The following is a 13955-nucleotide window of genomic DNA, read 5'->3' as shown; positions in this document are numbered from 1 at the left end:
ATTATGTAGTCTATTTGTTACAGCACCTGTGCTGTTTGTGAAGATAGTAAGCTGTACCAACCTGCAACAGTTGGACGTTCTGCTAAATCTGCAAACGTGATTTCTTTCCCTTCACGACGCCACTTCTCTACTAAACTCATAATTCTGACCGAATCAAGCCCTCTATTTAATAAGTCCTCATCAATATCAATACTCTCTACTGGCTCACGAAGTAGTTGTGCAACTAGTTCATGTACTTCCTGTATAGTGATTCCTTCACTCTCATCACCTTTTACACTTTGTAAATCTTTTAACAATAGGTTTGTTGATGTCGTTACTGCGCATCTATTAGATGCATACTCCAATGCTTGTTTATGATGCTCTAGTGAAAAATCAGCAACTGCATCTGCTACAAAGAACGGCTCTATACCATCCATAAATGCTTCACAAGCTGTTAAAAGGCATCCAATATGCGCATAAATACCGCAAATAATGAGTTGATTTCTTCCTTGTTCATTTAAAATTTCTAATAGATTTGTCTTTTTAAATGCACTATATCTCCATTTTGTTAGGAATATATCCTCCTCATCAGGAGTAAGTTCATCAACAATTTTCTTTTTATCTGGTCCAGCAGGAATACCGTCACCCCAAAAGTCTTGTAATAAACCTCTTTGTTCTAACGTTTGTCCACCAGGTTGCGCTGTATAAACAACTGGTATACCAAGTTGTTTACATTTTTCTCTTATCATTTTAATATTTGAAATAAGTTCTACTTTTGGTGATTCTTTATCGCTATATGCATCAAGAAAATATTCTTGCATGTCATGAATTAAAAGTACTGCACGTTTCGGGTCTGGTGTCCAATTCACTTTATTTTTTGGTAGTTCTGATTCAATTGGCATTTTATATACTGAAATAGATGGGATAGCCATCTAATCACTTCCTTCCGGTTTTTATTATTGTTTTACTGTAATAAGTTTTTCAGCAATGACTTTACGTAGTTCTTTTTTGCTGACTTTTCCGACTCCTGTTTGCGGGAATGATTCAATAAATTCAATTCGATCTGGAATTTTATAAGCCGCTATACCACGTTCTCTTAAAAACATTTTTAATTCACTTACAGTTGGAACTTGTCCGCGAGCTATAACAAAAGCACAGGTGCGTTCACCTAAATAATCGTCAGGCATAGATACAATTGCTACATCATGTACTGCATCATGTGCTAATAGATGATTTTCAACCTCTTCCGCAGCAACTTTCTCACCACCACGATTAATTTGATCTTTATCTCTTCCTTCTACAATGATGTAACCTTGTTCATTTACTTTTACAAGATCACCTGTGCGATAAAATCCATCCTTTGTAAATGATCGTGCATTATGCTCTTCCGCTTTATAATAACCACGAATTGTATATGGACCTCGTGTTAATAAACTACCTACTTCACCCGGTTTTACATCGTTATCATTTTCATCAACAACCTTTACTTCATCGGATGTAGACATCGGTCTACCTTGTGTATGAATAATGATTTCTTCCGGATCATTTAATCTTGTGTAATTTACTAGCCCTTCTGCCATACCAAACACTTGCTGTAACGTACATCCAAATGTAGGACGAATACGCTTCGCAACTTCGGCACTAAATTTCGCACCACCTACTTGAATCACTTGCAAGCTCGATAAATCGTTATTACGGGAAGATGCAGCATCAAGCCAAATCATTGCTAATGGTGGAACGAGCGCTGTAATCGTCACTTTTTCTTTTTCTATAAGAGCAAATGCCTCGTCTGGACTCCCTCCAGTTGCCAACACTACCTTTCCACCCGCATAGAAAGTTCCAAATGTTCCTGGAGAACTCATCGGGTAATTGTGTGCTACTGGAAGAACGGCCATATAGACACTTTCTGCATTTAAATTACAAATTTCAGCACTAACACGTAAACTATAAATATAGTCATCATGTGTTCTAGGAATTAATTTAGAAAGTCCTGTTGTCCCTCCTGATAATTGAAGAAACGCAACATCACTTGGCTGAACTTCTGGTAATGAGACGGGATCCATATACAGATCATTTATGTTCACAAACTCTTCTTCTTCTCCCACTACAATTACATGTTGTAAAGTTTGCACTTTCTCTTTCACTTCTCTTGCTAGTTTTCGATAATCAAAACCGAGAGCCTTATCTGAAATAACGTAAGCGCTCGCCTCGCCAAACTCACAAAAATAACTAATTTCACTGCTTCGATGTGAAGGTAGCGCAAAAACAGGAAGCGCTCCAATTCGAAATAGTGCAAAACATATTTCGAAAAACTCTATAATATTAGGTAACTGGATTACAACTCGGTCTTCTTTCTTTATTCCTACATTCAGTAAACCTGAAGCTAAGCGATCTACCTTTTTATCAAGTTCACTATACGTTATATGCTTATTACCGCTTACAACTGCAATCTGATCTCCATATTTTTCAGCACGCTCTCTTAACACTCGGCCAAATGTTTCACCAAGCCAACACCCTTCTTCTCGGTAACGATCGACGAATTCTTTTGGCCATTCCGTATAACCTGTTAACATTCTTTCTTCCCCCTATTCATTCAACGAATTATCTCTTAACCCTAAAGCCTTCAGCATTGTTTGGAACTTAGCTGATGTTTCTGCTAGCTCATCTTCTGGTTTTGACTCAGCAACAACTCCAGCTCCTGCATATAAACGAAGTGTATTCTCTTGCACTTCCGCACAACGAATTGTAACAATCCATTCGCCATCTCCATTTAGATCGCTCCACCCTAACATTCCTGTAAAGAATTCACGGTCAAATGGCTCAATTTTTTGAATAGCCTCTCTTGCTGCTTCCATTGGAGTTCCGCAAACTGCTGGCGTAGGATGGAGAGCAATTGCTAATTGTAAAGAAGAAGTATTTGGATTCTTAAGTTCACCTTTCACTTCGGTAGACAAATGCCACATTGCTTCACTATGAATAACTGATGGTTTTTCTGGCACATGCAATGTATGACAATACGGACGAAGCGCAGCAGCAACCGCTTCAACTACTACCGCATGTTCATGTAAATCTTTTGGTGAAGAGAGTAATTCCTCTGCTCTTCTTTTATCTTCAGCTGGATCGTCACTTCTTGGTCTTGAACCAGCTAATGGATTAGAAACGACTTGCATACCACTACGTGAAACAAGCAATTCAGGGCTTGCTCCAATTAATGTCTTATTGTTCTCTTTTTCATCTTTCGGTAAATTCACAGCAAATGTATAACCGTGCTTATTATGCTCTGCTAATTCGCGAAGTAGTTTTTGTTTATCAATCTTCTCTGAAGATTTAACATCTAACGATCTAGATAGAACGATTTTCTTTAAATCTCCATCCTGAATTTTTTCAATCCCTTGCTTCACACCATTCATATAAGTTTCAGAAGCTGGAACCGGTGTCATTTCAAATGTCAGTTTCTCATTTGGTTTTATCTCATTTGTTGTCTCCAACTGTAAACACTCAGTAATTCTGCAATATTCCGGTACAATAAGTTGAACTTCTTTTCTACGATCAAAAGGCAAAGCACCAACAACGATAGGATTCGGATTTCCGGATTGTTTTGCATTACTTAATACCGCTTGTACAAGTTCTGGAAAACTTTCAATTTCATGATGTTTTACTGTAGTAACCTCTCCTTCTGTCAATATCGTTCGAGTTGGTGAAGCGAAAAAGAACGAAGATTCAGTCTTATAATCTTCTAATAATTTTTCTGACAGTTCCTTTACGGCTGTAAGTTCATTCATAGTATGAAAACCTCCTGAATTTTTTATTAAACTCCTAATGTAGCTCCGCCATCGACACATAAATTGTGCATTGTAATATGACTCGCTTTATCAGAAGCTAAAAACAATACTGCTTCAGCAATTTCTGAAGGTTGTGCAATTTTTTGTAATGGTATACCGAGTCTGTATGTATTTTGGGAACCAGCAATTATATTTTTAGCTCCATTCTCATCAGCCCATAGTAACCTTTGCATTTCAGTTTCAGTAGAACCAGGAGAAACTAAGTTGCAGCGAATATTGTATGATGCAAGCTCTAATCCTAAACATTTCATGAACATTGTCGTTGCAGCTTTTGATGCAGCATACGCAGCCATTTCCATTCTCGGAGTATTTGCTGCATTTGAGCCAACTGTAACAATTGCCCCTGATTTTCTTACCATCATACGTTTACTTACCGATCGAGATATATAGAAAACTCCTGTAGTATTTACAGAGAATGTTTTATGCCAATCTTCATCACTTAAAGAGTTAATCGCTCCCATTCGTAAAACTCCTGCGACATTTACTAATATATCTATAGGCGCTATGTCATTTTCAATTCGGTTTACTACCTCTTCAACAGCATTGCTATCACTCACATCTAAATGAAATGTCTTCATACGCGTTTCATATGATGCATCATGATTTAATAACACATTTAACCCTTCTTCATTTTGATCAACCGCAATAACTGTAGCCCCTCTTTCTAAAAACATTTTTGCTACAACACTACCTATACCTTGCGCTGCACCTGTTACGAAAACGGTTTTTCCATCAAATTCCCCTGCGTTCATTTCCTCTATCCTTTCATATAAAAATTAATCTAATGAAACAAATTAAATGATAACGATTTTCATTATCATTGGTAATGTAAAAAATAATACACTTACTAAACTAATTGGTCAAGTGTACTTTTCATTAAAATGCAATTAATTGATAATGTTTTTCATTTACTGCTCTTACATCGAAATGATAATGTTTCTCAATAATCTTGTCAATCTTTTTTTATTTTTCAGACAAAATATTTTTTATGTTTCTATGTAAGTCTACATCTATAAGCATTAAAAAGTACTTTAAATAAAGTGCAACTTTATTCATTGGGGGTTTTACGGGCTGTAATAAAGGATACAAAATAAATCCATAATTCCTTATCATCTTTTTGAAATTCAAAAAGATAACTTGTAGATTTCTTCGCCTACAATGCTTTACCAAAAATTCATTTTTTCTTTTCTCAACATTTTTCTGAAAATATTTTATTTTACATCTTTCATTTCTCAATAAATATTCTATGTATAATCTAAGATTTATTTAGATTTTCCTATATTATGCATCCCTTAATAAAATCCTAATATAATCCAAATTGATGTTTTACTCGCGCTTTTATTCGTATCATTACGTCGATTACAAGGACTTGGTAGGGAAAAATAATTTAAAAAAGTTCATATAGAAAAAAGCACCCTATTTCATAGAGTGCTTTTTCTTATCGTAGTGCCATAGAAGGTTTAAATCGTTACGCTACACTGCGATATTCTTCTTCTTTTTCTTTTTTCTTATTAGGTGCTTGAATTAAAATTGCGATAATAAATGACACGACACATAATACGCCGATCACCATGAAAGTTGGTTTAAATCCACCTAGAATTGCACCGATAAAGGAACCTGCAAGCGCTCCAAACCCGAATCCTTGATACACAATTCCGTAGTTTTTACTATGATTTTTCATGCCGAAGAAATCACCAACAATAGCTGGGAAAATAGTGATATTTCCGCCAAAGCAAAACGCTACACTTGCTACACAGACGAAGTAGATACCATAATTTAAATCTACGAAACTTAGGACCAAGACTGAAGTCGCCATAGCAACAAAAGTACCAGTAACGATTTTTAAACGGCCGATTTTATCTGATAACGGTCCTAGAATAATACGACCTAATGTATTGAAGATTGCAACCATAGCCACTGCATTAGCTGCTGTTGTTGCGCTAAGCCCTACAAGTTGAACACCGATGTCTTTTACCATGCCAATTAAGTATAAGCCACTCATACATGATGTAAATAACATAATAAATAATAAGTATACTTGTTTTGTACCTAGCATTTCTTTCGTTGTATATTCCTTCGTTTTTGTTTCATGAACTGCCCCTTGATCAGCAGCTTGATGGATTAAACAAGCGCCAATCACAATCATAGCTGTAACAATTAAACCCCAGTATATAAACGCTTGTGATACACCAACTGATTCAATCAACTGTGCGTTTATGTATTTAAAGATTAGGCTACCTGAACCATATGCAGAGACAGATATACCAGCAATTAAACCTTTACGCTCTGGAAACCACTTAATTAAATTCGATAGTGAAGTGATATATGCTGTACCATCTGCATACCCTACGACAACTCCTGCTAATACATAAAGCAATATTAATGAGGAAGCTTGTGAACTAAGTATTAATCCTAGTCCTAATGCTAGTCCAGCTATCATAATGAGTTTACGAAGTCCCCATTTTTCTTGCAATTTACTCGCAAACAATGTTGAAAACGCTAAAGAAAGGCTTGTAATCGAGAAAGTTATAGCAACAGCATTCAGACTCCAACCAAATTTACTAACTAAAGGCTGATTGAACAAGCTCCAAGTATATATCGTTCCAAGCCCCATTTGTACTATGACTGTACCAAGGACAACAAGCCATGGATTAACAGTTGATTTTTTCATATTATCCCGCCTCCTCCTTCTATTTCAATGCTATTCGCTACATTTGATTTTTTTATGTTCATTTTGTCCACCTCTTTGATTTGACAACTTCATTGTATAAGATGTTTCCGCTTATGTAAGCACTTACAATACAAAGCGTCAAAAATATGAAATCAGTTACAGAAAACGAAGGGTGAAATACAAAGAACTACTTATTAAATACGTAGCGGCTGTTCGTATTGTGTTATATAAGTACGGCTTACAAGTGTTTTTGAAATCTTTTTCATTTAGTGAAACTTTAATCTGTAGGATTTTATTCACCTCTCATTGATTATTAGGCCACACCAATCAAATGTTTACGGGCAGCCCGACTCCCACCTAATTTCTTTGCTCCAGTCAAATTTTGATTACCTTATGCAAACAAAAGGTTCCCTACTTAATTGGATACGAATATATATAACTTCTTTTCGAAGTTTCTGGTTGTTTGCATGAAAAAAACCATTACATTAAAAGTGTAATGGTTACAATCCTATAGTGTCCTCTTTAATCTCAGAATGACTTCTCATCTATACCTATCTTATTAAAAACTTTACTTTCAAAAATTCGGCCTATATGAATATCTGTTTGACAACCATCTTTGAATTGAACTTTAAATAGTAGAACACAAATGAAATCATTGTCAGCCTTTGTTAATACACGTACTATTTGAATTGAGTTGTTGTATTTTCGTAAATTAAACTGGGCTGTAATAAAACCTTCTCTTTACTATTTAGTAAAGAGAAGGTTTTATTAGGTCAATTCATAAGGCTGATTTTCTTTATACGTTTATAATTGTTTCTTCAAATGTAACGATTGGCTCTACAAATTCCATCATAACGAAAGCGTTTTTAATACGTCTTGTTAAAACTTCTTTTAATTCTGCACACTTTTCTTCTGTAAGTGATTTTACAAATACAAAATTGTGATAATAGACCACACTCTTCTCTTTACTTAAAGGATTTAAAAACATCCCCTCTTTTGTAACGAAAGCGTTAGAATGCCCCGATAGAGTTGAAAGAAACGTCTCTAAAATTTTTATTTCTCTATTTGAAAACTGTTCCTCACAAACTACTTTAATATTCATTTCTGTTATCATTTATATATTCCCCCAACCAATTTTTTCACAAGGGGATAACTATAATACTATTAAAATTTCACGAGACTCCCCTTGCCGTTCAAAAAATTCACCAGAAAACTAGTTTGCTTAACTTTCTTTTTCCCTTTACTCATATGAATCTCTCCTTTCATATATATTACTTCTCCATTTTTAATTGAATACCTTTTTATATTTGAGTTTTTCTATATTTTTAGTCAGATTTATACAGATCATAACTCCATTTCTTTTCATTCCTTATACTATATTCACCTGAATACTATTACTTTTGAGAAACGCTTATTTATACTTATTGAAGAAATCACTTACTGTACTCCTAAAAACAATGCTGCCTTCCCTATAAAACTTTGCTGATCTACTTTACGTTTAGAGCTACATATTATCTCTCTTTTGATTAATTTGTTTAGCTACATAATTTACATAGAAATATTGGTTCGCCAATTCTGAAAAATTTTACTTTGCATATAATAACCTTAAACAAAATATAACTTTTACCATAGGAGCACTCTATACTTTTTTATTAAATAAAAAATTTTTCATTGATAAACAAAACTAAATATTCACTAATATAACTATCCGTGGTTTAATATATGTAATAAACAAATATTTCTGTCTTTTATAAGGAGGTACTATGAAAGCAAACGTAGGGGATACTATACTTTTTCAACGAAATAATTTAAAGATTACAGGGTCTGTACTAAAACTATATACTGAATCGGTCTTAGTTGAAATTACAGATGTAAGCGGTGGTACTTTTGAATTTGATCGAACGATAGTAAATCATAAAAACTATAAAATTTTAAATGCAAATACATAAAGTAAAACTTTAATCAACCCTCACCAATCGGGCATTAACGGGCAGTTTATCTCCCATCCTAATTTCTTTGCTCAAGCTAAATTTTGAGGTGGAAGTTTCATTGCCCGTTAATGCGGGATAAAACAACACAAAATAGCCTCTGCTCACCAGCAGAGGCTATTTTATATCATAATACTTCATTAGTTTATATATCCTAAAACATTAACAATCTTACTCGCTTTTAAATTATTAATGTGATAATAAATTTCTAAACCCTTTCGCTCAGCTCGTAACACTTTACCTTTCATTTTTGATAAATGTTGCGAAACAGTCGATTGTGGAATATTCAACAATTCTGTTAATTGTGTTACATTACAAGTTTTTCTAGTACTTAATTCATTTACAATTTGTAATCGGATTGGATGCGCCATAATTTTTAAAATATCTACATCCTCTTCTGAAACTACACTTTTTTTCATTTCACTCGTATATGTTGTCATAAGACATTCCCCTTTTATATGAATTCCTTTTTATTAAGATCCATTTCTACAAAATTCAATACTCCCGCTCAAGACCTTTATATAGAAATAATAGGATCTCAAATTTTCAAAAATAGAACTTACAATTATTCACTTTTTTTATTTATTCATTTATTTATTTGGTACATATACATAATACAATGTTAATATGTGCTCTATGTGAAGTTAGCATAAATTTATGATGAAGATTTATTTAATGACTTGCATCCTACTACGTGCTGGATAGTTTTATGCATTTTGTATCTTCCGCATAAAACTATCCAGTAATCTTAACACATTTTAGGCGTTTGTATATACTATTTACAAAACAATTTGGCAAAGGAGGATTTCATATGCCTACAATGTTACAAGAAGAAATTGAAGAAGCACGTGAGACATATGTCAGTCGTATCATTTTAGTTGGTGGATCAACTCTATTTTTAGTAGGTGGTGTTATATCGGCAATCGTAGCTTTTAAAGCTTATAATCGTTTGGAAAATACACCGCCTTCTTCTGATAATTCATAGGTGAGTTATCAAATTTTGAATAACAAACATACAAAGGCCGTCTCTAAAAAAAGAGACGGCCTTTGATTTTTCATAAGTTCTACATTTAATAACGATTAGAACCAGCTTACATACTTTTATTTAAATTTAAATGTAAATAAAACATTTTAAAATATAAACTATTACTTACATAATAAATTTATGAAACAATTCGAGAAAAGCGTGATTAAATCTTTTAGCATGAACTAAAATTGAACTTACTTCACCACAAACCGAGTCTGACTACACCCATCCTTCTGCTTTGTTACTTCTAATACAGCTGGCATTGCGTTTTTCAACTCTTGAACGTGTGAAATAACACCGATAAATCGGCCTGATTTTTGTAAGTCAATTAAAGCGTCTACTGCTTTCGTTAATGATTCCTCATCTAATGAACCGAAACCTTCATCGATAAACATCGTTTCAATGGAAATACCACCTTCATACGCTTGAATGACGTCTGCCATTCCAAGCGCCAAGCAAAGCGATGCGTTAAACTTCTCACCGCCAGATAATGTTTTCACATCACGTGTTTGGCCGGTGTATGCATCGTACACATCTAAACCTAATCCACTTTGACGGTTTCTTTTTTCAACTCGCTCACTTCTTTTTAAATAAAATTGCCCATTTGATAATTTTCGTAATCGTTCGTTTGCAATTTGAACAATTTGTTCTAAATACTCAATTAAGATGTAACGCTCGAATGATATGCGACTTTCGTTATCGCCTTTCATTACTTCATATAAATCAACTAGTTCTTGGAAAGCTTTTTCTTCCTCATGAATTTGTTCATCAATACGTCTAATATTTTCATGTAAATCAGAAATATATGTTACAGCGTTTTGCGCACGTTGTCGTTTTTCTTTACTTATATCGAGATTGATTTCTAATTCTTTTATATGCTCACCTAACGATGTAATATCTATAAACTTTTTATCTTTTAATTCAGCATGTAACTCTTCAATTTGTTTTGCAAGTACTTCAAGAGATGAATAGTAACTTTGAATTTCTTTTTGTAACATCTCCATCTCAGCATCATTTAACTTAGCTTCTTTATACGTTAGCTGATCTATAAATCCCCTCTGCTCTAGTTCTTTCATAAAGCGCGCGAGAGTCTCTTCTTTCTTCAATTTTGCACTTTCAAATTGATTAGATGCACCTTCATGTTCTGCTTGAATACGTATATTTTCATTTTGCCAATGTTGATATGCTTCTTGCACTTTCTTCCATTCGTCTTCCATTAACCTAAGTTGTTGCATTGCTTGGTCAAACTGTACTTTCCAAGCTTGTACTGTTTGTAAGTTATCTGGAATATTTTGCTTATCATGTTCATATGACGTACGAAGTTGCATGCACTCCATTTCTGTACGGTGCTGCAATGTTTCTGCTTCACGCTTTTGTTTTTGAAGTTCATCTACTTTTTCTTCTACACTTTTTATATTCACAGCAATTTGCTTACGCGTTTCTTCGCTTTCTTTTAACGTATTAACTTCTGCCGCTAATTGTTTTCCTTTTTGAACGAGTGCACTGTACGTTTCAACTAATTCATCTGAGTGATACCCTCGTTTCATGACTTCTTCGATCACCTGTTCATATTGTAGTCGATAGAAATTCCATTTCTCCTCTACTTGAACATGTAATTTTTCAGCGACATTTTTCTTGTCTCTTAAATCATTTAACTCTTTTTCATCAATCGCATCACTTTGCTCTGTCGCTTTTTTCGGATGATTCGTACTACCACAAACTGGACAAGATTCACCATCATGTAAATGAAGTGCTAATATGCCTGCTTGTTCGCTTAGCCAGCGGCGTTCCATATTTTCATATGCACGAACTGCCTCTTGCATCTTAGTATATGCTGCTTCTTTTTCTTGCTCGAATTTTTGTTTCTCTTGCCAAACGTCATATGCTTGCTTTAAAACTTTTGCATCTTCTCGCATGTTCGTTAGTTCTTCTACTTTCGCTACATACTGCTCAAGTGCTTGTTCCAATTGCTGTAATTCACCAGACATTCTCTGTTTTTGATTTGTATGCTCTTCTAGTAGTTGATCGAGCTTTTGCATACTTTCTTTTAATCTTCCTAGTTGAATTTCAGCGTTTTGTAAATTCAACTTTTTTTCAGCTAATGATGCAATAATTGATTGTAATTCTTCTAATCTTTGAACAAGTTTTTTAGCATCTTCTCGTTCAAGTTCTTTATTTTTTTCTACTTCGTATTTCTGCTGTGCAAGTGTAAAACTGGTTATTATATTCTCTTTTTTTACGATAATCTGCTTTAATAAACTTTCAGCCTTCTGTTCATTTTGCATTGCTTCCTCGTGCCATTGCTCAAATGGTAATAAATGCTTTGCTTGTTCCGCACGTCTAAAAGATGTTTCTTTCCTTTCAATGACTGCACGGTTTTCTTGTAAAGTGTTGTATCTCTCATTCTTTTGTTGTAAATCTGTAAATTTCTCATTTACAGATTTTGCTGCATGAAAACGTGTTTCAGCTTCTTTTAATTGCTTTGTTCGAGCATCTTGTTCTAGTTGTAATTGCGCAACCTCTGTCTTATATGCCGTTGTTTCTTGCTCTAACGCCTCTACTACTTGATGCGTATTTACATGTTCTTGTTCCACTAATGTCTCTAATAATGCTCCATCTCGAATTGGTAGTTTAAATACATTGCGGAAATGTAACTCTCGCTCTTTTTGTTTTTCTTGCAGAACGTCTTTCCATTGTTTTCGTTTTTGATCAAGTAATTCACGCATTAATTTATAACGATCTGTTTTAAAAATACGACGTAAAATCTCTTCTTTGTTTTCTGTCTCAGATGTTAATAGTTTTCGGAATTCTCCTTGTGGTAACATAACAATTTGACTAAATTGATGTTTACTTAACCCAATTAAATCTTCCACTTTTTTGTTTACATCTGTTACATGAAAACGATCAACAGCTGGAATTTTTTCTCCATCCATAACGTCATATAATTCTACTGCATGTCCTGTAATCGTCTTATTCCCTTGTTTTTTATGGCCAAGTTGCCGTTTTATTTCATAGCGCTTCCCTTTTAACTGAAAAGTTAGTTCTACACTTGTATAAACATTATCATCAGCAAACTGACTTCGAAGCATGCTCGTATCACTACGTTCTTCCCCACTAGCTTCACCATATAATACGTAACAAATCGCATCAAAAATCGTTGTTTTTCCAGCTCCCGTATTTCCAGAAATGGCGAAGATACGATGCTCTCCAAGATCATCAAAATTGATTACTTCTGTCTGTTTATATGGCCCAAATGCTGTCATAATTAGCTGAATCGGTCTCATCCTCGTTCACCTTCCCGTTCTTGCACTGTTTGTAATACTTCTACAAATAGACGTTCTTTCTCTTCTGATAAATCTAAGCCTTTCATTTCTTTATAAAAAGCTTTTAAAAGAGATACATCATCCGTTTTATGTCTTGAAACAGTTACTTCATTTGACTCTGTGAACTCTCGCCTTTGAATAGACCTTTCAACATGCATTGCATTTGGATATACAGAGCGTATTTTTTCCATTGGCTGCAAAACAGGATTTTCATCTAATAGTTTTACAAACACGTAATCTTCACTTACCGGATGTTGTAATAATTCATCTATTTTCGCTTCTACTGTTCGCATTTTACGACGTGGTGTAAGTAATCTTTTTTCAATTGTTGTTTCACCCTTTTCGTCCAGTTCCACGATATAATATCCTTTTTTATGTTTTTCTTCAGAAATAGAATATGCAAGTGGCGAACCTGAATATCGAATTGTCTCATTACGTACGAAATGCGCTTGATGTAAATGTCCAAGCGCTGTGTAATGAAATTTATCAAAATAATGACTATTTACGTATTCAGCACCACCAATTGAAAGCGGACGTTCTGCATCACTTGTATTCTCCTCCGCTTCTCCCGCAGAAGTTACAAATGCATGACCTACAAATACATGTCTTGCTTCTTTATCCATCGTTTCAGAAAGTTCATTCATAAAAATACGCATCGCATCATCATGAGATCGGACGTCTTCGTTTTTCAATACATGTCTAACTATGCTTGGATCCGCATAGGGAACTAGATGGAAGTGAACCTCGCCATATTCATCATTTAATACAATGGGTTCATATGGAAATTGAAATTGCCCCACAATAAATAATCCTTGTTTCTTCATTAAACTACTACCGAAATGTATACGATCTGGACTATCATGGTTTCCTGCAACTGCGATAACTGGTGTTTGTAAATCAATCACTATTTTTTGTAATACATCATTTAATAAGTCTACTGCTTCCGTAGGTGGAATTGCTCGGTCATATAAGTCCCCTGCAATAATTACGGCATCTGGTTTTTCTTCTTCAATAGCTTGTACAAACTGATCTAATACAATCTTTTGATCTTCAGTCATATACACGCCATGAACAAGCTTGCCTAAATGCCAATCCGCTGTATGAAATAACTTCATAATTTCCTTC

General features: G+C 34.4%; 11 protein-coding genes. 2 read left to right on the top strand and 9 right to left on the bottom strand.

What is annotated here, in order from left to right:
• Positions 1–17: 17 nt before the first annotated feature.
• From BTOYO_RS24835 to BTOYO_RS24810, 6 genes are all read right to left on the bottom strand, one after another.
• The gene (locus BTOYO_RS24835) at positions 18–911 is read right to left on the bottom strand and encodes an isochorismatase family protein (protein ID WP_001007271.1); all 894 of its coding nucleotides are present in this window, start codon (positions 909–911) and stop codon (positions 18–20) included.
• A gap of 24 nt (positions 912–935) precedes the next feature.
• Entirely contained in the window at positions 936–2552 is a 1617-nt protein-coding gene (locus tag BTOYO_RS24830; protein WP_000955337.1) for a (2,3-dihydroxybenzoyl)adenylate synthase, read from the bottom strand.
• Between the two features lie 12 nt (positions 2553–2564).
• Positions 2565–3761, bottom strand: a complete 1197-nt coding sequence (gene dhbC / locus BTOYO_RS24825) for an isochorismate synthase DhbC (protein ID WP_001004384.1) — start codon at positions 3759–3761, stop codon at positions 2565–2567.
• 26 nt (positions 3762–3787) lie between these two features.
• On the bottom strand, positions 3788–4573 hold the full coding sequence (gene dhbA / locus BTOYO_RS24820; RefSeq protein WP_000991102.1) for a 2,3-dihydro-2,3-dihydroxybenzoate dehydrogenase: 786 nt from the start codon (positions 4571–4573) through the stop codon (positions 3788–3790).
• A gap of 716 nt (positions 4574–5289) precedes the next feature.
• The gene (locus BTOYO_RS24815) at positions 5290–6492 is read right to left on the bottom strand and encodes an L-lactate MFS transporter (protein ID WP_000750115.1); all 1203 of its coding nucleotides are present in this window, start codon (positions 6490–6492) and stop codon (positions 5290–5292) included.
• A gap of 796 nt (positions 6493–7288) precedes the next feature.
• Complete coding sequence (locus tag BTOYO_RS24810; RefSeq protein ID WP_000627296.1) at positions 7289–7606, bottom strand: hypothetical protein; 318 nt, start codon at positions 7604–7606, stop codon at positions 7289–7291.
• 649 nt (positions 7607–8255) lie between these two features.
• Here BTOYO_RS24810 and BTOYO_RS24805 point away from each other — a divergent pair.
• Positions 8256–8441 carry a YkvS family protein gene (locus BTOYO_RS24805; protein ID WP_000646787.1) on the top strand — a complete coding sequence of 62 codons (186 nt, stop codon included), beginning with the start codon at positions 8256–8258 and terminating at the stop codon, positions 8439–8441.
• A 179-nt stretch (positions 8442–8620) separates the two neighbouring features.
• Here BTOYO_RS24805 and BTOYO_RS24800 read toward each other — a convergent pair whose 3' ends face one another.
• Positions 8621–8920 (bottom strand): ArsR/SmtB family transcription factor, encoded by a 300-nt coding sequence (locus tag BTOYO_RS24800; protein ID WP_000214792.1) that lies wholly within the window; start codon positions 8918–8920, stop codon positions 8621–8623.
• Between the two features lie 371 nt (positions 8921–9291).
• On the opposite strand from BTOYO_RS24800, the gene BTOYO_RS27835 reads away from it, so the two are divergent.
• On the top strand, positions 9292–9465 hold the full coding sequence (locus BTOYO_RS27835; RefSeq protein WP_001142745.1) for a hypothetical protein: 174 nt from the start codon (positions 9292–9294) through the stop codon (positions 9463–9465).
• Positions 9466–9701: 236 nt separating this feature from the next.
• Here the strand turns inward: BTOYO_RS27835 and BTOYO_RS24790 are convergent, their stop codons facing one another.
• Both BTOYO_RS24790 and BTOYO_RS24785 read right to left on the bottom strand, forming a co-directional pair.
• A complete protein-coding gene (locus BTOYO_RS24790) occupies positions 9702–12791 on the bottom strand; it encodes an SbcC/MukB-like Walker B domain-containing protein (protein WP_001247483.1) in 3090 nt (1029 codons plus the stop codon).
• Complete coding sequence (locus BTOYO_RS24785; RefSeq protein ID WP_000765125.1) at positions 12788–13945, bottom strand: exonuclease SbcCD subunit D; 1158 nt, start codon at positions 13943–13945, stop codon at positions 12788–12790. Before BTOYO_RS24785 ends, BTOYO_RS24790 begins: the two co-directional genes overlap by 4 nt.
• Between the last annotated feature and the right edge of the window lie 10 nt (positions 13946–13955).

It is taken from the genome of Bacillus toyonensis BCT-7112 (assembly GCF_000496285.1).
In the GTDB taxonomy this organism is placed as follows: Bacteria; Bacillota; Bacilli; order Bacillales; family Bacillaceae_G; genus Bacillus_A; species Bacillus_A toyonensis.
Note: the sequence above shows the minus strand (reverse complement) of the source record. Positions and strands in the feature narration are given on the sequence as shown.